Genomic DNA, 22,162 nt, shown 5'->3' with positions numbered 1-22,162 from the left:
GCGGCGCTCATGCGCGGCCCGCGAAGTCCGGCGGCTGGAGGTTCCGCTGCACCACCAGGACCGGTTTCTGGAGCCGGGCCAGATCGTGCGCGTCCACTCGCAGGACGCGCGGCCCCAGCTTGTCCTTGCGCAGGACCAGGACCTGCACCTCGAAGGTGCCGTCGCGGCCCACCACGGCCGTGGCTCCACCGGGTGTGATGCCGATGTTCCACGTGAAACGTACCGTCGCCCCCGGCGGATAGTCCTTGCCCCGGGCCAGCACCGGCTGCCCCGGTTTGGCGACCTGCGGGGTCACGGTCAGCGAGGGCTTCAGGACACGGAGCCGGTCGGTGTCCTCGTTGTCGGTCGTACGGCGGTCCGGCAGCGTGCCGCGCACGGTGGCCCGTACGTCCCCGGTGACCGCCGCGCGGTACGTGGCGTTCTGGGTCACCTCGATCCGGCCGCCGGACGGCACCGTGCAGGGCTTCGCCGCCGTGCAGCGGGTCAGGGCGGGCAGGGTACGGTCCCCCGCCTTGGCGGTCTTCGGCCAGCTGGTGCCGAGGACCACGCCCGTCGCCGGGTCCGGGCCCGCGTTGGTGATGACGAAACGGGCATGGGCCTGGCGCCCGGTGTACGTCCGGTCGGGGCTGACATCGGCCTTCACCGCCAGGTCCGCCGAGGGCGGGACGGGGGGTTCCAGGACCTCGATCCGGGCGCTGTCCGTTCCCGTGTTGCCCGCCGAGTCGGTCGCCGTGCAGGTCACCGTCGTGATGCCGACCGGGAAGAGCGAACCGGAGGCGGGCTCGCAGGTCACCGGGAGCGTGCCGTCGGTGGCGTCCTCGGCGGTCGCGGTGTACGTGACGTGGGCGCCGCCCTTGTCCTCGGCTCGGACGGTCAGGTCGTCGACGGTGACGACGGGTGCGGCGATGTCGTTCACGTCGATGGTGACCTGCTCCTGGAAGTCCGGGTCGGCCACCGCGGCCGGCCCGATCGCCTCCGCACCGGGGACCTGGGTACCCAGCAGGAACTGGACGGTGCAGCTCAGCCGGGCACCCTGCGGCGCGTCGGCGGAGACGTCGATGTTCTCCGCGAAGTGCGCGGTCTCGCCACTGGTGAGCTGCTGGGTGGGCGGATCGAGGCTGACGGAGAGGTGCGGGTCGCAGTCGTCGAGCCGGTAGCCGACGCTGGTGGGGAGGTTGCTCAAGCCCTCGATGATGGCGTCGGTGACACCGTCGCCGGGGATTCCGTTCAGCATCCGGCCGTTGGTGGCCTCGGCGATCCGCTTGGCCTGGTCGGGGTCGTGGTACGGGTCCTGGTAGGTCTCGCTGCTGTATCCGGTGCCGTTGAGCCCGTCACCGTTGTCGGTCTCCACGTCGACGGCGATGACCCGCACTCCCTTGTCCTGGAGGGCGAACACCGCCTCCTCGTACGGGATCTTGTTGCTGGGATTGTGGCTCGACGCGTCGCCTACCAGAACCACGACCGGGCTGGCTCCCTCCCGGAAGACCGTGCCGCCGTCCGCGCCGTTGGCCACTTTCCACAGCGCGTAGATCCAGTCCTCCGACGGGCCCTTGCTCCTGTATCCGCGGGAGGTGTCCAGCTTGTCGACCCCCTGCGTCTGCACGTCCTCCAGGTTCGTGGTCAGCCCCTGGAGAACGGCGAACTCCGCCGTGGGATCGTCCTTCTCGTCGCCGTAGGTGGCCACCGCGAAGCGGGAGTCCGGCTGTTGCTCACGGACCTTCTCCGTGATCTGGTTCAGCCCTTTCTGCACGTCACCGATCGGGACGCCCATGCTGCCCGTGCCGTCCACCAGCAGGACCACGTCCGGCCGGGGCGGGATCGCCGGCGTACGCACCTGCTTGTCCACGCCCGTGGAACCGCCCGGGTCGACCGCGTCGGTGAACTCGGCCGGTGTGACCCAGGGTTCGGGCACGTCGACCGACGGCGCCCCGGCGGTGACGGCCGAGCCGGGCGCGATGCCGGTGACCACGAGCAGCAGCGCGAGCGCGGGGACCCGGAGCGCGGCGAGGGTCCGGTGCCGCCCGGACGCCCGTCCGCCCGGCCACCGCGTACCCGGCCGTGACCGTGACGTCCGCCGAAGCGGCTGTAACCAGCGCACGGAAGCCTCCCCGTCCTCGCCCGACCCGACGGCACCGCATGCCGGTCGACACACCGGACGCCGGTCGGCACACCGGGCGTCAGGGTCCCGCGCGGACGGGCGACGCGCAGCGGTACGGAAGTCACACCCCCGGGAAGCCCCCACTGCCCGAAAGGGCAGCAGGGCCCCGCCCCCACCGACGGAGCGGCAGCGGGTCACTGGTCGCTGGTCGGTTCAGATCAGCCCCTGGCGCATCGCGTACGCCACCGCGTGCGAGCGGTTCCGCAGCTGCAGCCGGGTCATCACCGAGTGCAGCACGTTCTTGATGGTGCGTTCGGAGTACGAGAGCTTCGTGGCGATGTCCGCGGTGTCGTATCCCTCCGCGACCAGCCTCAGCACATCCACCTCGCGCGCCGCGAGCCCCGTGAAGTGCAACCCGCGCGGGCCGAGCACCTGCCCCTGGAGGCGGCCCACCTCCTCCAGCAGCCGGCCCAGCAGGTCGGACGGGAGATGCCCCTCGCCCCGCGCCACCGTGCCGATCACCTGCACCAGATGCTCCGGCGTCGATTCGGAGCGCCTGACCACCCCGGCGACACCGCACTCCGCGGCGCTCACCAGCTTCTGTTCGTCGATGTCCGTGGTCACCAGAACGGTGCGCGAGGTGCTGGTGCGCTGAATATGCCGCAGCATCGTCAGCACCGCTTCGTCGACCGCGTCCACGACGACGATCACAATCTGCGGAGAGGACTCCCCTTCCCCCCACTCCACCACGCTGACCTCGGGTCGCGTACGTAATTGACTGGCCACACCCGCCTGCGAGATCGGGTCCTGAGCTCTTAATGCGACAGTGGTGCGATCCATGGCAATGCTCCCCCTGGGCAACAGCCGATGGCATCACGTCGAACACAACCAACACGGCTGTTTCGTCTGCCTCATTCGCCTGAGGCGGTCAAAAGATGCCCGCCTTTCCTTGAAGGGAAACAAAAAAGCCGTTCCGGGCACGGAATCTGCCCGAATGTGTTCCTCCACGGCCGATGGCGACGACCGGTACCGAACCTACGGTGCGCCCTATGAGTCTCACGGCAAGCCTCGACGAGGCATCCGTCACGGCCGCACCGGGCGAGGAGACCACTCTCCCCCTGCGGATCCTCAACTCCGGCAGCACCGTGGAGGAGTACCGCTTCGAGGTGCTCGGTGCCTGCGCCGCCTGGTCGACGGTCGAGCCGGCCACGCTCTCGCTGTACCCGGGCGACTCCCGGACCGTCTCCCTCAAGCTGCGGCCGCCCCGGGACTCGACCGTGCCCGCGGGGGAGACGACCTTCGGCATCCGGGTCGTCCCCACCAGTGAACAGGGCGACGCCGTGGTGCCCGAGGGGCGGGTCACCGTGCTCCCCTTCGTCGAGACGACCGCCGAACTCGTACCGCGCAGCTCGCACGGCGCCTGGGGCGGCCGGCATCAGCTCGCCGTCGACAACCGGGGCAACGCCCCGCTCACCGTCCGGCTGGGAGCCCAGTCCGGCACCGAGCGGGCCCGGGTCTCGTTCGCGGCGGAGTCCCTGCTGATCGAGCCCGGCCGGGCGGACTTCGGCAGGGTGCGGATACGCCCCGCCAAGCGCGTTTGGCGCGGCATCCCGGTCACGCACCCGTTCCAACTGGTCGCCACCCCGGAGGTGGGCGAGGACCAGGCCCCGGTCGCACCGGTCGTCGTGGACGGTGTCTACCAGCAGGAACCCATCCTGCCGCGCTGGCTGCCCCGGGCCCTGATCCTGGCCGCCGTGCTGCTGATCGCGCTGGTCGGGCTCTGGTACGCGCTGCTGCGCCCGGCCGTGAAGTCGGCGGCCCGGGAGGCGGTCACCCCGGAGGCGGTACGGTCCGCCGCCGCGGCCGACAAGAGCAAGGCCCCCGAGAAGGGCGGATCGGCGGGCGCCTCGGGCGGCGGCGATTCCTCAGGCGCGAACGGCGGCTCGCCGAGGCCGAGCCCCTCACCGAGCTCCGGCTCGTCGTCCGGCGCCGGAGCCACCACCCCGACCAGCGCCCAGGTGCAGGTCAGGGACTCGGTGGGCGGCGGCCCGAACACCGGGGCCGCGCTCCAGGTGCCCAGCGGGCACACGTTCGAGCTGACCGACGTCGTGGTCCAGAACCCGCAGGGCGACGCGGGAACGCTGGAGATCTCGGCGGGCCGGGGCGCGCCCTTGTTCCGGCTGGCGATGGAGAACTTCCGGGACTCCGACTACCACTTCGTCACGCCGATCATGGTGCCCGCCGGGGGCAAGGTCACCATGACCGTCGACTGCCACAAGATCGGGAAGCCGGTGAACGCGCCGACGCCCTCGCGGTGTTCGGAGTCGCTCTTCCTCGGCGGGACGATGAGGACGGACGCGGCGGACTGAGACCGGCCGGCCCCACCGCCCTCCGGATCGGCCTTGCTCGCTCCTCCGGATCGGCCTTACCGGCTCCTCCAGGAGGACACAAGGCACGGAACAAGAGGCTCCGGCTCACTCGGCCGGGGCCTCTTCCTCCTCCTCGCCGCCCTCCTTCGCCCGCTGTACGAAGGAGCCCTGCACGTCGGCGGGCTGCTCGTCCTCGTCCTCCGTCGCGGCCCGCTGCACGGCCGCCGGACCTGCCGCGGAGGCCGGTGCGGGCGCGGGGGTCTCCGCGGCGGGCGCCGGGGCCGGGTCCGCGAGCACCCGGTCCGCGTTGGCGACGGCCTCCCGTTCGAACCGGTCGGACGGGTCGCTGACCCGGATGCCGCCCGCCGTCTCCGTACCGTCCACCGGGCCGTTGCGCTGCTGGATCACATGGGTCAGCTCATGGGCCAGGGTGGTGCGTCCCTGCGGCGAGGCGGGGTCGTAGGCGTCCCGCTGGAAGACCACGTTGTTGCCGACCGTGTACGCGTGCGCCCCGACGCCCTTCGCGGAGTCGTGGGCGGCGGAGTCGGTGTGGACGCGTACGTCGGAGAAGTCCGCGCCCATCCGGGCCTCCATGTCGGCCCTGGTGTCGGTGTCCAGCGGTGCCCCGCCGCCCGAGGAGACCACGTCGTGCACGGGGGAGCGCTCCTCCGTCCCGGGCTCCTGCCCGGCCGCCTTCTTGCGCTGGAGCATCGCCCCCACGGCGCTGTTGCCGACCGCCCGCTGGAGCACGCCCATGCCGCCGGCACCGACCACGTCGGCCCGTCCGGCCGCCGCCGCGCGGTAGAGCCGCCCGGTGTCCGCGGGCTCCCGCACCTCGGGGGTCCGCGCGGCGGACACGGGCTCGTCGTGCCCGTGGTCGTGCCCCGCGCGGTCGTGCTCGTGCCCGGTGTGGTCGTGGTCGTGCTCCTGGTCCCATTCCTGTGCGTGCATCGTCATCTCCCCTGCCCGCGCCCCGGCCGGGAGCGCGTCATGATGGCCTCACCGTTCCACCATCACGACGCCGCCCGTGCCCCGTCCAGCCCGGACCCCGCCGGCCGGGGGCAGCCGGTCCTGCCCGTTCGGGCACCCGTCCGGGCCGCGCCCGGCCCGCGCGTACGGCGAACGGGCGCACCGGCCGCCGGTGAAGTGGCCGGGCCGCACCGTCGTCGCGATGATCGGGGCATGACCCGGAGCGACAAGGACCGGCCGCCGCACACCACCCTGCGGATCGCCCAGGAGCCGGAGGCCGACGCACTCCTCTCCCGCAGCCCGCTCGCCGCCCTGGTGGGCATGTTGCTGGACCAGCAGGTGCCGATGGAGTGGGCCTTCAGCGGCCCGTACTCCCTGGCCCGGCGGATGGGCCGGGACGATCTGGACGCCCATGAGATCGCCGCCCTGGACCCCGAGGCGTTCGTCGAACTCTTCACCACCAAGCCCGCCCTGCACCGCTACCCCGGCTCCATGGCCAAGAGGGTCCAGCAGCTCTGCCAGTACCTGGTCGCGGAGTACGACGGCGACGCGAGCGCGGTGTGGACGGGCGCGTCCGACGGCGCCGACCTGCTCAAGCGGCTGAACGCGCTGCCCGGCTTCGGCACCCAGAAGGCGCAGATCTTCCTGGCGCTCCTCGGCAAGCAGTTCGGCGTACGGCCCGAGGGCTGGCGCGAGGCGGCGGGCCCGTACGGGGAGGCCGGCTCGCACCGCTCGGTCGCCGACATCACCGGCCCGGAGTCGCTCGCCGAGGTACGCGCCTACAAGCAGCACCTCAAGCAGGCGGCCAAGACCGCCAAACGCGCCGCCGGAAAGTGAGAGCCGGAGGGAAGTGAGAGCCGCGGGGAAGTGACGGCCTCCGCTACCGCCTGCGCCGGGCCGTACCGAAGAGCGACCGCGAGATCTCCCGCCCGAGCTGCGTCCCCACGGAGCGGGCCAGCGACCGGAACATCCCGCTCGCCACCACCTGCTCGACCAGCGAGGTGTCCTCCTCGGCGGCCCTCCCCCGCGCCGCCCCGGTCTCCCGCCGCTCTGCCTCCCGGTCCTCCCGGTCCTCCCGGCCGTCCCTCGCGGGAGGAGCGCTCAGCCTCTCGTACGCCGACTCCCGGTCCACCGCCTGCGCGTACCGCCCGTACAGCGGCGAGGCCCGCACCGCCGCCTCCAGCTCGGCCGCCGGGTACGGCCCCATCAGGGAGTTCGGCGCCCGCAGCCGGACGGCGGCGACCGGCGTCGGCGCGCCGCTCTCGCTCAGCACCGTCACCACGGCCTCGCCGGTGCCCAGCCCGGTCAGCACCTTCTCCAGGTCGTACGGCGACTTCGGGAAGGTCTTCACCGTCGCCCGCAGCGCCTTCGCGTCGTCCGGGGTGAAGGCGCGCAGCGCGTGCTGCACCCGGTTCCCGAGCTGACCGAGCACGTCCGGGGGCACGTCGCGCGGTGTCTGCGTGACGAAGAAGACGCCCACGCCCTTGGAACGGATCAGCCGCACGGTCCGGGTGATCGATTCCAGAAAGGCCGCCGAGGCCCCGTCGAAGAGCAGATGCGCCTCGTCGAAGAAGAAGACCAGCTTCGGCCGGTCGAGATCGCCGACCTCCGGAAGATCGTGGAAGAGATCGGCAAGCAGCCACATCAGAAAGGTGGAGAAGAGCTGCGGCCGGTCCTGCACCGCCGCCAATTCCAGTACGGAGACGATCCCGCGCCCGTCCGGTGCCTGCCGCAGGAACTCCGTCGTATCGAATTCCGGTTCCCCGAAAAAATCACCGGCGCCCTGCTGTTCGAGCGCGGTCAACGACCGGAGGATCACTCCTGCGGTGGACGTGGAAAGTCCGCCGATCTCCTTGAGTTCCGCCTTTCCGGTGTCCGACACGAGAAACGCGACCACCGCCCGGAGATCCTTCAGGTCCACCAACTCCAGCCCTTTGGCGTCGGCATAATGGAAGATCAGGCCGAGCGACTCCTCCTGCGTCCGGTTGAGCCGCAGCACCTTGGCGAGGAGTACGGGGCCGAAGCTGGTGACCGTGGCCCGCAGCGGGATGCCGGGGCCGATGCCGCCGAGCGCGTAGAACGCGCAGGGGAAGCCCTCCGGCCGCCACTCCTGCCCCACCTGGGCCGCCCGCTGTCCGACCTTCCCGCCCGGTACGCCCGGGGCGGCGATGCCCGAGAGGTCGCCCTTCATGTCGGCGAGGAAGACGGGGACGCCCTCGGCCGAGAGCTGCTCGGCGATGAGCTGGAGCGTCTTGGTCTTGCCGGTCCCGGTGGCGCCCGCGACGAGTCCGTGCCGGTTGAGCATCCCCAGCGGGATCCGGATCCGCGCCCCGGGCAGGCAGTCCCCGTCCCAGAGCAGCGCGCCCAGGTCGAGCCCGGCCCCGGCGACGGCGTACCCCGCGACGATCCCCCGCACCGGCTCCGGCAGCGCTCCACTCCCTGCGCCGCCTCCAGTCCCGTCACCGTCGCCGCTTCCACCCCCGTCGCCGCTTCCACTCGCGTCCCCCGCGCCCGTAGCGGCCCCGGATCCGGCGCCCGCATCCCGTACGCCCGCGCCCGGGGGCCGCGGCGCGCCCGGGGCCGCACGTTCACCCACCCGTTCGCCCGTATCTCCCCCGGTTGCCCCGGCCCCGCCCGGCACCGCGCCGTCGGCCGCGCCCGGGCCGTGCCCCGGACCAGCCCCGGAAGCGGCGTCCGGCCCCGGACCGTTGCCCGTACCGCCGTTCGCGCCATCGCTGTCACTCATCAGGGCCCCATTCCGGAATGCCTGCATTTGTGGCGTTCTCGCCAGCATCGCAGTCCGGGCCCATGGCTGCGCCCGGAGGCTCCAGCCCGGTAGGCTTTCCGTGTGATCTTCAAGCGCATCGGAAATGGGCGGCCTTATCCCGACCACGGCCGGGAAAGCACCCGGCAGTGGGCGGACGTCGCGCCGCGCCCGGTCCGCCTCGATCAGCTGGTGACCACCAAGGGCAACCTGGACCTCGAAACCCTCCTCGCCGAGGACTCGACGTTCTACGGCGACCTGTTCGCACACGTCGTGAAGTGGCAGGGCGACCTCTACCTGGAGGACGGGCTGCACCGCGCGGTCCGCGCCGCGCTTCAGCAGCGTCAGGTCCTGCACGCCCGGGTGCTCGAACTCGGCTGACCGAAGCGGCCCCGCCCCCGCGGCCCGGGAGCGGGCGAGCCCCTGTACGGCCCGCAGGCCGCCCCGGGGTTCGTTCGGGTGCATTCACACCCGGACGGGTGCGATCCGTTGATCATTTAGTAGGCATCATCACCGAGCCGCACTACGCTGCGCCCATGAGCATGCTCACTCCCCCCGGCATGGGCGGAAAGTACCGCATCACCGGAAACACCTACCCACGGATGCGCCGCCCCCGGCGCCGCGGCAGGCTGATCCTCGCTGCCACCGCCTCCGTGGTCGCCCTCGGGCTGGCCGGCTGGGGCACGATGCAGCTCATCGACGTCTTCACCGGCGGCGACCGGAAGGCCGACGCCGCGGACCACAAGACGGACTGCCCGACCGCCCGGCCGTCCACCTCCACCGCCCACGCGAAGGCGCTGCCGAAGCCCTCGAAGATCACCGTCAACGTCTACAACGCGACGACCCGCGGCGGGCTCGCGAAGCAAGCCGCCGACGAGCTGAAGAAGCGCGGTTTCGCCATCGGCAAGGTGGGCAACGCCCCGGCCGAGTACGACAAGAAGGTCCCCGGTCCCGGTGTGCTGCTGGGCGCCCCCTCGGCCACCAACGACTCGTTCCCGGTGCTCGGAACGCAGCTGCACGGTGCCACGCCGAAGACCGACGCCCGCAAAACGGCGGACGTCGATCTGATCCTCGGCAAGAAGTTCACGGCGTTCGACACGCCGAAGGCAGCGGCCGCGGCCCTCGCCGAGCTGACGAAGCCGGCCCCCGCCCCGTCCTGCTGACGGCTGCCGGGCCGGTCCCGGCAGCCGTACACGCCACAAGAGTCTCCGGGCCGCCATTTCCCCCGGGGCCCTGGCCGACCGCTGCGTACGTCAGTCGACCGTGCCGTACATCCGGTCGCCCGCGTCGCCGAGGCCCGGCACGATGTAGCCGTTCTCGTTGAGCCGCTCGTCGACCGAAGCGGTGACCACCGTCACCGGCGTACCGGCCAGCTCGCGCTCCATGACCTCGACGCCCTCCGGCGCCGCGAGGAGCACGACCGCGGTGACGTCGTCCGCACCGCGCTCGATCAGCTCGCGGATGGCCGCGACCAGCGTGCCGCCGGTGGCCAGCATCGGGTCCAGGACGTACACCTGGCGGCCCGAGAGGTCCTCCGGCATCCGGGTGGCGTACGTCTCGGCCTTGAGCGTCTCCTCGTTGCGGATCATGCCCAGGAAGCCGACCTCGGCGGTGGGCAGCAGCCGCACCATGCCGTCGAGCATGCCCAGACCGGCCCGCAGGATCGGCACGACCAGGGGTCGCGGGTACGACAGCTTCACGCCGGTCGTGGTCGTGACCGGGGTCTCGATGTCGACCTGTTCGGTGCGCACGTCCCGGGTGGCTTCGTAGGCGAGCAGGGTGACCAGCTCGTCGGCGAGGCGCCGGAACGTCGGCGAGTCGGTGCGCCTGTCGCGCAGGGTGGTGAGTTTGTGCGCGACCAGTGGATGGTCGACGACGTGGATCCGCATGGACTCAACAGTAACCGGGCCTCCCGCACCCGTGCGCTGGCATCAACCGCATGTTCGGGGGGAAGGTGGGGGCATACGGACCCAGCCTTGGGGTGATGAGTCGATGCCGGACGGCGACAAGCGGAAGCGAAGGCGGACCCAGCCGGACGCGCAGGACCCGCCGGGCTCGTCGACCTTGCCGGGCTCGCGGGAGCTTCCGGATCCCGTGGCCCCCGAGGACGCCGCCGGCCCCGTCGACCCCGAGGAGAGCGCCGCGGCCCGCCGTCGGCGCCGCGCCCAGTTCCTGCGCGAGCTCCACGAGGCGAAGGCGCTCCGCGACCGCGTCCAGCCCCGGCGCGCGCGGGCGGCCCGGATGCGCCAGGCGATGCGCATGCGTACCTTCCGCTGGTAGCCGCCCGGCATCGCACCGGTGGCCGTACGGCGCCCCACCGGTGACCGTGCGGTGCCCGGCGTCCCTCTGCTGGCCGCGTCCAGGAGAACTGATGGCCGACGCAACGGCCGAACTCCTCTCCCGAACGCCTAGTTTCTGCCACGATTCCGATTGGGCGGGACTCAGGACAGCCGGGCCACCGGATGCCCTCCCGCCGGACCGACGCCCCTATGACCAGTGGGAGAGTCACGGTGTACTTCGCCGCACTGCTCGCGCGCACCGAAGACGGGTGGGAAGCGAGCGACACGGAACTCGACGATGTGGAGACCCTGTCCGACCTGACTGATCTGGCCCGTGACGCCTCGGTGGACGAGGACACGGTGCTCGTCTTCATCGAGCAGGAGGACGCCTGGTTCGGCGTCGTCCGGGTGGATGGCGAGGACGACCCCCGGATCTTCGTCTCGGACGCCACCGCCGCCGCCCGTTCCTCGTACGGGGAGATCCTGCTCACCGACGAACTGCTCGGCCGTGAACCCGAGGCCGAGGACACGATCGCCGCCCTCGAAGAGCTCGTCGGCCTCGACGGCACGGAGGACGGCGAACCGGACACGACCCCCGACCACACCTCCGACACCGATACCGACACCGGCTCCGATACCGACTCCGACTCCAACGACCCGGACGACGGATTCGGCGCCGACGCCGACGCCGTACCGGCGGGCCCGCTCGGCGACACCCTCGTCCTGGCCGACCTCGGACTCCCCGAGGCCGAGCTGCTGATGCTGCGCACGGACGTACTGGCGGAGATCGCGGACGCGCTGGGCGCGGCCGAGGTCCTGGAGACCGTCCGTTAAGGTCCGCGGGTGAGTGAACCACCGCACCCGCACCACCCGCACGAAGCGCGCGAACCGTACGACCCCGTGAGAGACCCGTGGCGGGCGCACATGCGCCGCGCCCTGGCCGAGGCCGATCTGGCGGCGCGGGCCGGCGATGTGCCGGTCGGCGCCGTCGTCCTCGGACCGGACGGCGCGCTGCTCGCCACGGGTCACAACGAACGCGAGGCCACCGGCGACCCGACCGCGCACGCCGAGGTCCTCGCCCTGCGCCGGGCCGCCGCGTCCCACGGCGAGTGGCGCCTCACCGGATGCACCCTGGTGGTCACCCTGGAACCCTGCACGATGTGCGCGGGCGCCCTGGTCCAGTCCCGGGTGGACCGGGTGGTCTACGGGGCCCGCGACGAGAAGGCGGGCGCGGCCGGCTCCCTCTGGGACCTCGTGCGCGACCGGCGCCTCAACCACCGGCCCGAAGTGATCCAGGGCGTGCTGGAAGCGGAGTGCGCGAGCCTGCTGACGGCCTTCTTCCGCACCCGCTGAGAACCGATTTCTTCTCCCGGCCCGCGATGGTCTAAGCTCTCTCTCGGTAGCGTGTCCGAGCGGCCGAAGGAGCTCGCCTCGAAAGCGAGTGTGGGGAAACTCACCGAGGGTTCAAATCCCTCCGCTACCGCTCTTGATGAAGGGCCCGACGCATCGCGTCGGGCCCTTCGAGTTTTCCCGAGCACCCGCCCGATGGGGTGGCGAGTTCCGAAGCTCCGTCTCCGCCCCTCCGCCCGCGGGCCGTACCCGGTCGATGACCTTGGCGCCGGAGCCGCACCCCTGACCCTGGGGGTGCTTTCCCCGCACAATGACGAACCCGGCACACCACCTGCACGGGTCATGTACCGCCCGGCCGCCCCAGGTGCTGGAATGACCCCATGCCCTCCCCGCGCCACGCCTTCGACACCGATCTCCTCGTCGTCGGCGGAGGCCCGGCCGGCTGCGCGGCGGCCCGTACGGCGGCGAGCGTGGGCATGCGGTCGATCCTGGTCGAGCCGGACGCGCTCTGCCGCAACCTGTACCGGATCCCGGCCCTGAACAACGTCCTGGGCGGCCATACCGACGGCATCTCCCTGGCCACCGCCATCACCGACGAGCTCCTGACCGGCACCCCGCTCTGCCGGACCGAACTCGGCAGCCGGGTCACCGCGTTGCACGCGTACGACGACCACGCGGCCGCCACGCTCGACGACGGTCGCCGCCTGACCGCCCCGTACGCCGTCGTCGCCACCGGGGTGGGCCCGGTCCAGCCGCACGACACCCCCTGGATCACGGTCGCCCCACCGGCAACACCTCCGCTGCCGCCGCTCTGGCGCGCCGATGCGGCGGACGCCGAGGGCCGCACCCTCCTGGTCCTCGGCGGCGACCGCCTGATCGGTACGTTCCTGCGCGCCCACCCGGGTACGCGGACCCGCTTCCTGGTCGCCTACCCGGCGAGCGACGACTACAAGGTCGAGGAGATCCGCGACGACCCCCGCGTCGCCCTGCACCCCGTGGCCCACCTCACCCTGCGCCTCCCGGCAACGGCCGAGGCCCTGGACCGCGACGGGAACCCCCACCGCCTCACGGCCGACGCCACCTACCTGAGCATCGGCAACGCCCCCGCACCCCCGCCCGGCGACCTCCGCCCCGCCCCCACCGGCTACTGCCCACCGGCCGCCCAGCGCCCCCGCCTCATCGTCGCCGGCGACCTCCGCTCCCCCCGCTACCAGCGCATCCAGACCGCCCTCGGCTCCGGCGCCGAAGCCGCCCTCCGCGCGTATTACGCGAGCCGCGACGTACCACCACCGGACCATCAAGTCCCCACCGGTCTGCGCGGTGGCCGCCAACAGGACCACCCGTCGGGCATTGCCCGACTCGGACGCACAGAATGAAATCAGGCCCTCCGCCACGTAAACACCCAGGTCCGAAGTCTCGTCCCCGCGTGTGCGGGGGTGGCCCGCGCGGCGACCGCGTGATCGTTGTCGGCCGCCTGCCGTCCCCGCGCGTGCGGGGGTCTTCCGGAATGGATGCCGGTGCGGCTGGTGATCCGTTGCGTGCCCGGCGGGTTGCGCGGGCCTCGCGTAAGCCCCGACGCGGGGCGGGAAGTGCAGGTCGGGGGAAGCGGCATCGGGGGGACAAGCCGCTTCCCCCGGTGGGAACGGGGCCTCAAGCCCTCGGCGCGGTACGGGGGGGTGGACCGCGGGAGGGCCCCACAGTGAGGGGCCGTTCCTGCGCCCTTTGGATTCCTGCCTCATCCGCCGGGCTCACCGTCCATCCTGCTCCTCCGTGGGGGCCGGGTGGGCGGGCGAAGGGCCTTGATCGATGGGTCCTTGGTCCTTAAAAGTGCCGTGAGAGCTCACGGTGCCCCAAGGGATCCGGCCATACGTGCGGATAGACTCACCGACTGCGCAGGAGATCGACAGACGGCCGAAGGGGAGGCAGGGGCTGATGGCGCAAGCGAGAAAGATAGCTCTCTACATCATAGTCATCTTTGTCCTGTACACGATCATCACTGCCCCTGAGCGTGCGGCGGACCTCGTGCAGGTAGGGTTCGAGGGCATTGCGAGCGCCGCGAAGGGCGTCGGCTCCTTCATGTCGGAGCTCGTGAAGTAGAGAAGTAGCGCAGCGGGAAAAGGAGTGGTCCGTGATCCGCCATCTGGTCCTGTTCAAGCTGAACGACGGTGTCGAGCGGGACGACCCGCGAGCCGTGGCCGGGGCCAGGGCCTTCCAGGAGCTGGAGGGGCAGATCCCGGAGCTGGAGTTCTGGGAGTGCGCCTGGAACATCACGGACCGGCCGATCGCCTACGACTTCGCCATCAACTCCGCGGTCGCCGACGAGGACGCCCTGAAGCGCTACATCGAGCACCCCGCCCACCAGGCCGCCGCCGGCCAGTGGCGCGAATTCGCCACCTGGGTGATCGCCGACTACCCGTTCTGATTCATTCGGACCGGTTTCCCCTTTCGGTCCGGACCGCCTTCGAGCCCTTCACCACCATGGTGAGGGGCTTTTCCGGTTTTTTAAACCACGTTGAACCCAACACGACGCTATACGGTGCTTGCACACAGTGGACATGTCTTGTGATGCTATGACCGCTTTTGATGGATGAATTGATGGAGTTGACCGCAAAGGGGTGGCGTCATCGTGCCGGCCAGTGCAGCGCCTCAAGTGCCTCCCCAGTCCGGCCAACCCGGTCAGGAGTCCGGTCAGCCGAGCCCCGCCGGCCAGCCGGGCCCCGCGACCCCGGCGGGGCAGGCCGCCAGTACGGCCGCATCCGGCGGGTCGGTCGGGCCCGCGCAGGCCGCCCGGAGCCGGGGGGCGGACACCCGGGCACTCACCCAGGTCCTCTTCGGCGAGCTCAAGAACCTGGAGCCGGGAACTCCCGAGCACGGCCGGGTGCGGGCGGCGCTGATCGAGGCGAACCTGCCACTGGTGCGGTACGCCGCCGCGCGGTTCCGCAGCCGGAACGAGCCGATGGAGGACGTCGTCCAGGTCGGCACGATCGGGTTGATCAACGCGATCGACCGGTTCGACCCCGAGCGCGGTGTCCAGTTTCCGACCTTCGCCATGCCGACCGTCGTCGGGGAGATCAAACGATACTTCCGGGACAACGTACGGACCGTCCACGTCCCCCGCCGACTGCACGAACTCTGGGTCCAGGTCACCGGCGCCACCGAGGACCTGACGACCGCTCACGGCCGTTCGCCCACCACCGCCGAGATCGCCGAGCGGCTGAGGATCTCCGAGGACGAGGTGCTCGCCTGCATCGAGGCGGGGCGCTCGTACCACGCGACCTCGCTGGAGGCCGCCCAGGAGGGCGACGGGCTGCCCGGACTGCTCGACCGGCTCGGGTACGAGGACCCGGCGCTCGCCGGGGTCGAACACCGCGACCTCGTCCGGCACCTGCTCGTACAGTTGCCCGAGCGCGAACAGCGCATCCTGCTGCTGCGCTACTACAGCAACCTGACGCAGTCCCAGATCAGTGCCGAACTGGGCGTCTCCCAGATGCACGTGTCCCGATTGCTGGCCCGCAGCTTCGCCCGACTCCGGTCCGCAAACAGGATCGACGCGTAACCGGATCGGGTACAGCACGCGAAGTCCGTTTTCCGGGGCCCGAATGGCCTACACCCCTTGTTAACTGCGCTTATGTCACAAAGACTTGTCGACATGTCACTACAGCGTGTTGCCGACATGTGACATTCTGCGGGAACCGCGTTTGCCGTGGCCCCGCCTCCGGTATTCAGGTGGAGGCTGCGTTCCTCCGATGGTCGCGGCTCGACGCGACCGTCCGCGACCTCAAGGGGGTGGCATGTCCGCAGAACAGGGCAGCTCGAAGGTGCTCACGCTCACGAAGAGCGAACCGGCACCCGCAGTGCTCACCAGCCCGCCGGAAGCCATCGACACCCGCACGCTGTCCCGCTCCCTGTTCCTGCGGCTCGCCGCCCTCGAACCGTCCCCGGACGGCACGGACAGCCCGGAGCGCGCCTACGTACGGGACACACTCATCGAGCTGAACCTCCCGCTGGTGCGGTACGCGGCGGCCCGGTTCCGCAGCCGCAACGAGCCGATGGAGGACATCGTCCAGGTCGGCACGATCGGCCTGATCAAGGCAATCGACCGGTTCGACTGCGAGCGGGGCGTGGAGTTCCCGACCTTCGCGATGCCGACCGTCGTCGGGGAGATCAAGAGGTTCTTCCGCGACACCTCCTGGTCGGTGCGGGTGCCGCGCCGGCTCCAGGAGCTCCGGCTGGCGCTGACGAAGGCCAGCGACGAGCTCGCGCAGAAGCTCGACCGCTCGCCGACCGTCCCCGAGCTGGCGAAGGCGCTCGGCGTCTCCGAGGAGGACGTGGTCGACGGGCTCGCCGTCGGCAACGCGTACACCGCCTCCTCGCTGGACTCGCCCTCCCCCGAGGACGACGGCGGCGAGGGCTCCCTCGCGGACCGGCTCGGGTACGAGGACTCGGCCCTGGAGGGCGTCGAGTACCGAGAGTCGCTCAAGCCGCTGCTGGCCAAGCTGCCGCCGCGTGAGCGCCAGATCATCATGCTGCGCTTCTTCGCCAACATGACCCAGTCGCAGATCGGCGAGGAGGTCGGGATCTCGCAGATGCACGTCTCGCGCCTGCTGACCCGTACGCTCGCCCAGCTGCGGGAAGGACTCATCGCCGACTGACGCCGTGGATTTCCGTACCGGAGCGCGACCCTTCCGATTTGACGGACCGTCAGCCACACTGGCGCGATGCGACGTCGGATTCTCGGATCGAACGGCCGCCGGGGCACCCTGATCGCCGCCTCGGCGGCCGTGCTGTGTCTGGGCGGGGCGCTCGCCGCCTGCGGTGGCGGTGCGGCGGAGACGGGCCACGCGGCGCTCGGGGCGGCCGGTACGGAGCCGGGGACGAGTGCGGGGGGCGCGCCGGGCAAGGTCACCCTGGTCCCGCTCGACCCGGACGGCGGAAGCCCCGGAGCCGGGCCCGGTGCCGGAGCCGACACCGGTGGAGGAGTGGACGGGAGCGGAAGCGGGAGGGGCGGGAAGGCGGGCGGCCCGGACGGAAACGGGTCCGGGAGCGGGTCCAGCGATCCCTCCGGGAGCGCCTCGCGGTCGCCCTCCGGCGTCCCCGGACGCGGTACGGGAGCGACGCCCCGCCCCACCGTGCCCTCGGCCCCGCCGAAGCCCACCGGGCCCTCGACGCCATCCGCCCCCGGTACGCCCTCCGGGCCCGCCGAGCTGAGGGTGGGCGCCCCCGTACGGGAGGCGGCGGACGAGCGCTGGTGCGAGAAGGTGACCGTCGAGTTCCGGAACACCGGGGGCTCACCGGTGCGCGCGGGAACGGTCACCTTCGCCACGCACGTGATCGGTTCGCTGGGGGTCGACTGGGCGACCGTGGAGTCGACCGGGCCGCTCCCCGCGCCGATCGACGCGGGAGCGGCGCGGACGGCGACGTACACCGTCTGCGTGGACGCCTGGCGGGTGCCCCTGGGCATGCATGTCGAGACCCGGGACGTCACCGCCGTATCGAAGTGACAGGGGACGTGTGTGCCGGCCGGCGGCCGGCGCGGCCGCCGGGACGGTCAGCCGAGCGCGAGCCAGGCCACCGCGGCGAGGACGGCGATCACCACGACGACGCCGACGATCACCCCGGTCCTCGGTCCTCCGGACGAGGCGGCCGGCTGCTGCCGACGCTGCGGCTCGCCCTCGTCGACGAAGGCGCGGAACATCTGGGTGCTGCCGGCCGGGTCGTGGTTGCCCTCGGGGCCCTGCGGGGCGTGGGGGTTGTGTGCCATGGGCCAGGACCCTAGCGAACTCGGCTCTGCCGCCCAACCCCCGGGTCGGGGAAGGGGAAGAGGGGTGAGGAGAGGAAGGGCCAGGTCGGGGGCGGGGCGAGTGCGGGTGAGCGCGCGGTGGACCCCGGGCTCCAGGGCGGACGCCCCAGGACCGGCAGCGCCTCCCGAAGGACGTGCCCGGGTCGACTGCGCCTCCGACAGGACATGCCCCGGGGCGGACTGCACCTCAGGCGGGACGTGCCCCGGGGGGACTGCACCTCCGCCAGAACATGGACCAACGCACCGGTCCGGCCCCTGCGAGGCAGGGTCGGCGGCGGGCATCGGGCCGGGTGCCACCGGGGGCTCTGCTGTGGCATGACACACACCGCGCCCCACGCACCACCCCTGTACTGCGGGCTTGACTTCGCCCCTACACAGCCTTTTGCGTTCCTTTACTTCTGCAAGTCCCCTTTCGTTTGCCTGCAGCAACCAACGGCTTCTATGGTTGCCCTAAGCAACAAGATGCGCCGGTGAGATGCGATGTCTGGGGGTCCCGTGGCCGCACGGAGTCAGTACGAAGAACTGGCCCGGCAACTCAGCGCCGTAGGGGCCGTCAAGCGCGGTCTCGCCCGCATCCTCCCCGCCGAGTGCCCGGGCGGGTCCGCCGCCGTGCTGGCCCTGCTCCGGCAGCACGGCGAGATGCGGATCAGCCGGCTGGCCGAGCTGCTGGACGTCGACATGTCGGTGACAAGCCGTCATGTCGCCCATGTAGCGGAGCGCGGCTGGATCGTGCGGTCCCCGGATCCGGCGGACAAGCGGTCCCGCATCCTGCGGCTGACCCCCGAGGGACATGACGTACTCGGCGATCTGAACCGGCGGACCACCGAGATGTTCGCCCACAACCTCTCCGACTGGTCGGACGAGGAGGTCGGGCAGCTCAACACGCTGCTGGCCCGGCTGCGCGACAGCTTCGCCTGCCGCGGGCCCGGCGGGTGCGGCCCCGGAAAGCACAGCGGCGACTGCCGCTCCCGACCGGTCGGCAGCGACCACGACCACGACGTACACACCCGTACACCTGTGTAACAGAAGCAAAGACAAGGACTTAAATGGCTACGACCACACCGACCGGTGTGCGGGGCGGCCACGCCAAGCACGGGGGGTCGCCGGACCCCGCGTCCGGCGCGCCGATGACACACCGGCAGATCATGGAGGCACTGGCCGGGCTGATGCTCGGCATGTTCGTCGCGATCCTGTCGTCGACGGTCGTCTCCAACGCCCTGCCCGAGATCATCTCCGACCTCGGCGGCGGCCAGAGCGCCTACACCTGGGTCGTCACGGCCTCGCTGCTGGCGATGACCGCCACCACCCCGCTCTGGGGCAAGCTCTCCGACCTGTTCAGCAAGAAGCTGCTGGTCCAGATATCCCTGGTGATCTACGTCGCGGGCTCGGTCGTCGCCGGTCTGTCGACCAGCAGCGGCATGCTGATCGCCTGCCGTGTCGTCCAGGGCATCGGCGTCGGCGGTCTCTCCGCCCTCGCGCAGATCGTGATGGCCGCGATGATCGCCCCGCGCGAGCGCGGCCGCTACAGCGGTTACATCGGCGCGGTCTTCGCCGTCGCCACCGTCGGCGGTCCGCTGCTCGGCGGTGTCATCACGGACACCAGCTGGATGGGCTGGCGCTGGTGCTTCTACGTCGGTGTTCCGTTCGCCGTCATCGCGCTGATCGTGCTCCAGAAGACGCTGAAGCTCCCGGTCGTGAAGCGTGAGGTCAAGGTCGACTGGTGGGGCGCGTTCTTCATCAGCGCCGCCGTGTCGCTGCTGCTGGTCTGGGTGACCTTCGCGGGTGACAAGTACGACTGGCTGTCCTGGCAGACCGCCGTGATGGTCGTCGGTTCCGTCGTCCTCGGCGCGATCTTCGTCGCCATCGAGTCCAAGGCCAGCGAGCCGATCATCCCGCTGCGCCTCTTCGGCAACCGCACCATCGCGCTGGCCTCGCTGGCCTCGCTGTTCGTCGGTATCGCGATGTTCGCGGGCACCGTCTTCTTCAGCCAGTACTTCCAGCTGGCGCGCGGCAAGTCGCCGACGATGTCGGGCGTCATGACGATCCCGATGATCGCGGGTCTGTTCATCTCCTCCACGGTCTCCGGCCAGATCATCACCAAGACCGGCCGCTGGAAGGCCTGGCTGGTCAGCGGTGGCTTCCTGGTCACCGCCGGACTGGGCCTGCTGGGCACCCTCCGCTACGACACCGAGTACTGGCACATCGCGGTCTTCATGGCCGTCATGGGTCTCGGCATCGGCATGATGATGCAGAACCTGGTGCTCGCCACGCAGAACCAGGTCGCCCCGTCCGACCTCGGCGCGGCCAGCTCCGTCGTCACCTTCTTCCGTTCCCTCGGTGGTGCGATCGGCGTCTCGGCGCTGGGTGCCGTCATGGCGAACCGCGTCACCCACTACGTGAAGGAAGGGCTCGCGGAGCTCGGTCCCAAGGGGGCGGCCATGGGCCACGGCGGCACCGGCGGCGGGGGCATCCCCAACGTCCGTGAGCTGCCCGAGCCGTTCCGTTCGGTCGTGGAGAGCGCCTACGGGCACGGTGTCGGCGACGTCTTCCTGTACGCCGCCCCGGCCGCGCTGATCGCCTTCCTGATCACGATCTTCATCAAGGAGGTCGCGCTCAAGACCAACGCGTCGAGCGAGGCCCCGGCCACTGCCGAGACCCCGGCCGCTGCCGAGGTTCCGGCCGACGCCCTGGCCAAGGCTCCGGTCGCGGTCGCGGCCGTCCCGGCTCCCGCCGCGACGGCCGTCGAGGACGCGGCCCCGGCCGCCGCCCCGGCGCCCGCCCTTCGGGGCACGGCGGTGCACGGTGTGGTGCGCGGTGCGGAGAGCGCGCCGGTGGCCGGTGCCGCCGTCACGCTGATCTCACTGGCCGGCCGCCAGCTGGGACGCTCCGTCGCCCAGGCCGACGGCACGTACGAGCTGGACGCCCCGGGCTCCGGCAGCTACGTCCTGATCGCCTCCGCCGACGGTTTCCAGCCGCAGGCGTCCACGGTGGTCGTGGGCGACGAGCCGCTCGCGTTCGACATCCTGCTCTCGGGTACGAGCGGGCTCGCCGGTCTCGTACGGTCGGCGGAATCCTCCGACCCGGTCGAGGGCGCCATGGTCGTCGTGACCGATGTGCGCGGCGACGTCCTGGCCACCGGGTCGTCCGACGGGGCGGGCGAGTTCGCCTTCGGCGAGCTGGTCCCCGGCACCGTGACCGTCGCGGTCAACGCCCTCGGCTTCCGGCCGCTGGCGCTGCCGGTGGAGGTCGGCGGCCAGGGGATCACCCGGGTCGAGGCCGTGCTCCAGGCCGGTGCGCTGATCCAGGGAGTCGTGCGGGCGGGTACCGCGCGTCGTCCGCTGCCGGACGCCCGGGTCACACTGGTCGACGCGGCGGGCAATGTGGTCGCCACCTCGACGACCGGGGAGGACGGGGCGTACGCCTTCACCGACCTGGACGCGGGCGAGTACTCGGTCGTCGCGACCGGCTACCCGCCGGTGGCGAGCGCGCTGACCGTGGCAGGCCGCGGGGCCGACGGCCACGACATCGAACTCGCCCACCCCGGCGAGTAACAGACCCCCGGCCGGCCGGTGCTTTCGAGCGGAGGCACCGGCCGGCAGGTGGAAATGGGCCCCGGCGTGGGGACGACAGGCAGGGGACGGCCTGCCGTCCCCGCCCGGGGCCCGACTCTTTGAACGAGTCATGGAGCTAGGAGAGAGAACCGGATGGGACTTCGCGCACAGGTACGGACCCGCGACGGCTGGGCGGTCCAGCACGCGGTCGTGACGGTCACCGACATGACCGGAACGCAGGTGCTGCGCGCCGCCGCCGACGAGGACGGGGCGGTACGGACCGAGGGCAGCCTGGACGCCGGGGCGTACACGGTGATCGTCACGGCGGTCGGGTACGCCCCCGCCGCCTCGACCGCCATGGTCACGGCGAGCGGGCGGGTCGAGGCGGGCACGGTGGTGCTGAGCCGGCAGGGCGGGGTGGAGCTGCCGCCGCCGGGGGCCTGGTCGCTGGATCCGGCGCACTGCTCGGTCGCCGCGGTCGCGCAGCACCTGGGGATCTCCAGTGTGCGCGGCCGGTTCACCGAGTTCAGCGGCCGCATCGAGATCGCGGAGGACGTCCAGCTCTCCCGGGTCGAGGCCGTCATCGCCGCGTCGAGCATCGACACCGGCAACAGCATGCGCGACAAGCACCTGCGCTCGCCCGACTTCCTGGACGCGGAGCGCTTCCCGGAGATCACCTACCGCTCGGACGGGCTGACCCCGACCGGCCCCGACCGCTGGCTGGTCCACGGCGAACTGTCGATGCGCGGCGTGGTCCGCCCCGTCGACCTGGACCTGAGCTACCTGGGCACCGGCCCCGACCCGTGGGGCGGGGTGCGCGCCGCCTTCAACGCCACGGCCGAGCTGCACCGCGAGGACTTCGCGATGAACTACAACCAGGTGGTGCAGGCGGGCATCGCGGCGATCGGCACGACGCTGCGGGTGGAGCTCGACATCCAGGCCGTGCAGGGCGAGACGCTGCCCTCGTAACCGGGCGGAACAC

The 22,162-nt window shown here is 71.6% G+C and carries 22 protein-coding genes and 1 tRNA gene; 17 read left to right on the top strand and 6 right to left on the bottom strand.

What is annotated here, in order from left to right:
• Positions 1-7: 7 nt before the first annotated feature.
• Positions 8-2,098, bottom strand: a complete 2,091-nt coding sequence (locus ACWC97_RS04815) for an HYR domain-containing protein (protein ID WP_450647424.1) — start codon at positions 2,096-2,098, stop codon at positions 8-10.
• A 213-nt stretch (positions 2,099-2,311) separates the two neighbouring features.
• A complete protein-coding gene (locus ACWC97_RS04810; RefSeq protein ID WP_352273936.1) occupies positions 2,312-2,938 on the bottom strand; it encodes a helix-turn-helix transcriptional regulator in 627 nt (208 codons plus the stop codon).
• A gap of 209 nt (positions 2,939-3,147) precedes the next feature.
• Here ACWC97_RS04810 and ACWC97_RS04805 point away from each other — a divergent pair, with 209 nt between their 5' ends.
• On the top strand, positions 3,148-4,467 hold the full coding sequence (locus ACWC97_RS04805; protein ID WP_450647422.1) for a COG1470 family protein: 1,320 nt from the start codon (positions 3,148-3,150) through the stop codon (positions 4,465-4,467).
• 105 nt (positions 4,468-4,572) lie between these two features.
• On the opposite strand, the gene ACWC97_RS04800 is transcribed toward ACWC97_RS04805, so the two are convergent.
• Positions 4,573-5,424: an eCIS core domain-containing protein gene (locus tag ACWC97_RS04800; RefSeq protein ID WP_352273938.1), complete on the bottom strand. Its 852-nt coding sequence runs from the start codon at positions 5,422-5,424 to the stop codon at positions 4,573-4,575.
• Between the two features lie 225 nt (positions 5,425-5,649).
• On the opposite strand from ACWC97_RS04800, the gene ACWC97_RS04795 reads away from it, so the two are divergent.
• On the top strand, positions 5,650-6,273 hold the full coding sequence (locus ACWC97_RS04795) for an HhH-GPD-type base excision DNA repair protein (protein ID WP_352273939.1): 624 nt from the start codon (positions 5,650-5,652) through the stop codon (positions 6,271-6,273).
• 43 nt (positions 6,274-6,316) lie between these two features.
• Here the strand turns inward: ACWC97_RS04795 and ACWC97_RS04790 are convergent, their stop codons facing one another.
• Positions 6,317-8,182, bottom strand: a complete 1,866-nt coding sequence (locus ACWC97_RS04790; RefSeq protein WP_450647420.1) for a helicase HerA-like domain-containing protein — start codon at positions 8,180-8,182, stop codon at positions 6,317-6,319.
• A 102-nt stretch (positions 8,183-8,284) separates the two neighbouring features.
• On the opposite strand from ACWC97_RS04790, the gene ACWC97_RS04785 reads away from it, so the two are divergent.
• Positions 8,285-8,581 carry a type II toxin-antitoxin system VapB family antitoxin gene (locus tag ACWC97_RS04785; protein ID WP_072488263.1) on the top strand — a complete coding sequence of 99 codons (297 nt, stop codon included), beginning with the start codon at positions 8,285-8,287 and terminating at the stop codon, positions 8,579-8,581.
• 179 nt (positions 8,582-8,760) lie between these two features.
• Entirely contained in the window at positions 8,761-9,363 is a 603-nt protein-coding gene (locus ACWC97_RS04780; RefSeq protein ID WP_352274220.1) for a LytR C-terminal domain-containing protein, read from the top strand.
• A 90-nt stretch (positions 9,364-9,453) separates the two neighbouring features.
• On the opposite strand, the gene upp is transcribed toward ACWC97_RS04780, so the two are convergent.
• Positions 9,454-10,089, bottom strand: coding sequence for a uracil phosphoribosyltransferase (gene upp, locus ACWC97_RS04775; protein WP_352273941.1), 636 nt, complete (start codon positions 10,087-10,089; stop codon positions 9,454-9,456).
• A gap of 103 nt (positions 10,090-10,192) precedes the next feature.
• Here upp and ACWC97_RS04770 point away from each other — a divergent pair, with 103 nt between their 5' ends.
• The 10 genes from ACWC97_RS04770 (at position 10,193) to ACWC97_RS04725 (ending at position 17,330) form a co-directional block, all read left to right on the top strand.
• On the top strand, positions 10,193-10,480 hold the full coding sequence (locus tag ACWC97_RS04770) for a hypothetical protein (protein ID WP_352273942.1): 288 nt from the start codon (positions 10,193-10,195) through the stop codon (positions 10,478-10,480).
• 230 nt (positions 10,481-10,710) lie between these two features.
• Positions 10,711-11,313 carry a tRNA adenosine deaminase-associated protein gene (locus ACWC97_RS04765; RefSeq protein WP_352274221.1) on the top strand — a complete coding sequence of 201 codons (603 nt, stop codon included), beginning with the start codon at positions 10,711-10,713 and terminating at the stop codon, positions 11,311-11,313.
• Between the two features lie 90 nt (positions 11,314-11,403).
• Entirely contained in the window at positions 11,404-11,832 is a 429-nt protein-coding gene (gene tadA, locus ACWC97_RS04760) for a tRNA adenosine(34) deaminase TadA (protein ID WP_352274222.1), read from the top strand.
• A gap of 45 nt (positions 11,833-11,877) precedes the next feature.
• Positions 11,878-11,962, top strand: a tRNA-Ser gene (locus ACWC97_RS04755).
• A gap of 247 nt (positions 11,963-12,209) precedes the next feature.
• Positions 12,210-13,205, top strand: a complete 996-nt coding sequence (locus ACWC97_RS04750; protein WP_450647418.1) for an FAD-dependent oxidoreductase — start codon at positions 12,210-12,212, stop codon at positions 13,203-13,205.
• Between the two features lie 493 nt (positions 13,206-13,698).
• On the top strand, positions 13,699-13,926 hold the full coding sequence (locus ACWC97_RS04745; RefSeq protein WP_352274240.1) for a hypothetical protein: 228 nt from the start codon (positions 13,699-13,701) through the stop codon (positions 13,924-13,926).
• A 31-nt stretch (positions 13,927-13,957) separates the two neighbouring features.
• Complete coding sequence (locus ACWC97_RS04740) at positions 13,958-14,251, top strand: Dabb family protein (RefSeq protein WP_352273945.1); 294 nt, start codon at positions 13,958-13,960, stop codon at positions 14,249-14,251.
• 204 nt (positions 14,252-14,455) lie between these two features.
• Complete coding sequence (locus ACWC97_RS04735) at positions 14,456-15,385, top strand: SigB/SigF/SigG family RNA polymerase sigma factor (protein WP_450647416.1); 930 nt, start codon at positions 14,456-14,458, stop codon at positions 15,383-15,385.
• Positions 15,386-15,620: 235 nt separating this feature from the next.
• Positions 15,621-16,481, top strand: coding sequence for an RNA polymerase sigma factor SigF (locus ACWC97_RS04730; protein ID WP_352273947.1), 861 nt, complete (start codon positions 15,621-15,623; stop codon positions 16,479-16,481).
• A 66-nt stretch (positions 16,482-16,547) separates the two neighbouring features.
• The gene (locus ACWC97_RS04725; RefSeq protein ID WP_450647414.1) at positions 16,548-17,330 is read left to right on the top strand and encodes a hypothetical protein; all 783 of its coding nucleotides are present in this window, start codon (positions 16,548-16,550) and stop codon (positions 17,328-17,330) included.
• 47 nt (positions 17,331-17,377) lie between these two features.
• Here the strand turns inward: ACWC97_RS04725 and ACWC97_RS04720 are convergent, their stop codons facing one another.
• The gene (locus ACWC97_RS04720) at positions 17,378-17,590 is read right to left on the bottom strand and encodes a hypothetical protein (protein ID WP_352273949.1); all 213 of its coding nucleotides are present in this window, start codon (positions 17,588-17,590) and stop codon (positions 17,378-17,380) included.
• A 534-nt stretch (positions 17,591-18,124) separates the two neighbouring features.
• On the opposite strand from ACWC97_RS04720, the gene ACWC97_RS04715 reads away from it, so the two are divergent.
• From ACWC97_RS04715 to ACWC97_RS04705, 3 genes are all read left to right on the top strand, one after another.
• A complete protein-coding gene (locus ACWC97_RS04715) occupies positions 18,125-18,652 on the top strand; it encodes a MarR family winged helix-turn-helix transcriptional regulator (RefSeq protein ID WP_450647412.1) in 528 nt (175 codons plus the stop codon).
• 23 nt (positions 18,653-18,675) lie between these two features.
• Positions 18,676-21,180, top strand: a complete 2,505-nt coding sequence (locus ACWC97_RS04710; RefSeq protein WP_450647411.1) for an MFS transporter — start codon at positions 18,676-18,678, stop codon at positions 21,178-21,180.
• Positions 21,181-21,333: 153 nt separating this feature from the next.
• Complete coding sequence (locus ACWC97_RS04705; protein WP_352273952.1) at positions 21,334-22,149, top strand: YceI family protein; 816 nt, start codon at positions 21,334-21,336, stop codon at positions 22,147-22,149.
• The last annotated feature ends 13 nt before the right edge of the window (positions 22,150-22,162 follow it).

The sequence above is a fragment of the Streptomyces sp. NPDC001108 genome, from assembly GCF_053598535.1.
Note: the sequence above shows the minus strand (reverse complement) of the source record. Positions and strands in the feature narration are given on the sequence as shown.

Bases quoted from the DNA above. Each gene is read 5' to 3' on its own strand.
- ACWC97_RS04795 (WP_352273939.1), top strand. From the start codon at position 5,650: ATGACCCGGAGCGACAAGGACCGGCCGCCGCACACCACCCTGCGGATC.
- ACWC97_RS04750 (WP_450647418.1), top strand. From the start codon at position 12,210: ATGCCCTCCCCGCGCCACGCCTTCGACACCGATCTCCTCGTCGTCGGC.
- ACWC97_RS04810 (WP_352273936.1), bottom strand. From the start codon at position 2,938: ATGGATCGCACCACTGTCGCATTAAGAGCTCAGGACCCGATCTCGCAG.
- ACWC97_RS04710 (WP_450647411.1), top strand. From the start codon at position 18,676: ATGGCTACGACCACACCGACCGGTGTGCGGGGCGGCCACGCCAAGCAC.
- ACWC97_RS04730 (WP_352273947.1), top strand. From the start codon at position 15,621: ATGTCCGCAGAACAGGGCAGCTCGAAGGTGCTCACGCTCACGAAGAGC.
- ACWC97_RS04705 (WP_352273952.1), top strand. From the start codon at position 21,334: ATGGGACTTCGCGCACAGGTACGGACCCGCGACGGCTGGGCGGTCCAG.
- ACWC97_RS04805 (WP_450647422.1), top strand. From the start codon at position 3,148: ATGAGTCTCACGGCAAGCCTCGACGAGGCATCCGTCACGGCCGCACCG.
- ACWC97_RS04770 (WP_352273942.1), top strand. From the start codon at position 10,193: ATGCCGGACGGCGACAAGCGGAAGCGAAGGCGGACCCAGCCGGACGCG.
- tadA (WP_352274222.1), top strand. From the start codon at position 11,404: ATGCGCCGCGCCCTGGCCGAGGCCGATCTGGCGGCGCGGGCCGGCGAT.
- ACWC97_RS04725 (WP_450647414.1), top strand. From the start codon at position 16,548: ATGCGACGTCGGATTCTCGGATCGAACGGCCGCCGGGGCACCCTGATC.
- ACWC97_RS04790 (WP_450647420.1), bottom strand. From the start codon at position 8,182: ATGAGTGACAGCGATGGCGCGAACGGCGGTACGGGCAACGGTCCGGGG.
- ACWC97_RS04720 (WP_352273949.1), bottom strand. From the start codon at position 17,590: ATGGCACACAACCCCCACGCCCCGCAGGGCCCCGAGGGCAACCACGAC.
- ACWC97_RS04780 (WP_352274220.1), top strand. From the start codon at position 8,761: ATGGGCGGAAAGTACCGCATCACCGGAAACACCTACCCACGGATGCGC.
- upp (WP_352273941.1), bottom strand. From the start codon at position 10,089: ATGCGGATCCACGTCGTCGACCATCCACTGGTCGCGCACAAACTCACC.
- ACWC97_RS04800 (WP_352273938.1), bottom strand. From the start codon at position 5,424: ATGACGATGCACGCACAGGAATGGGACCAGGAGCACGACCACGACCAC.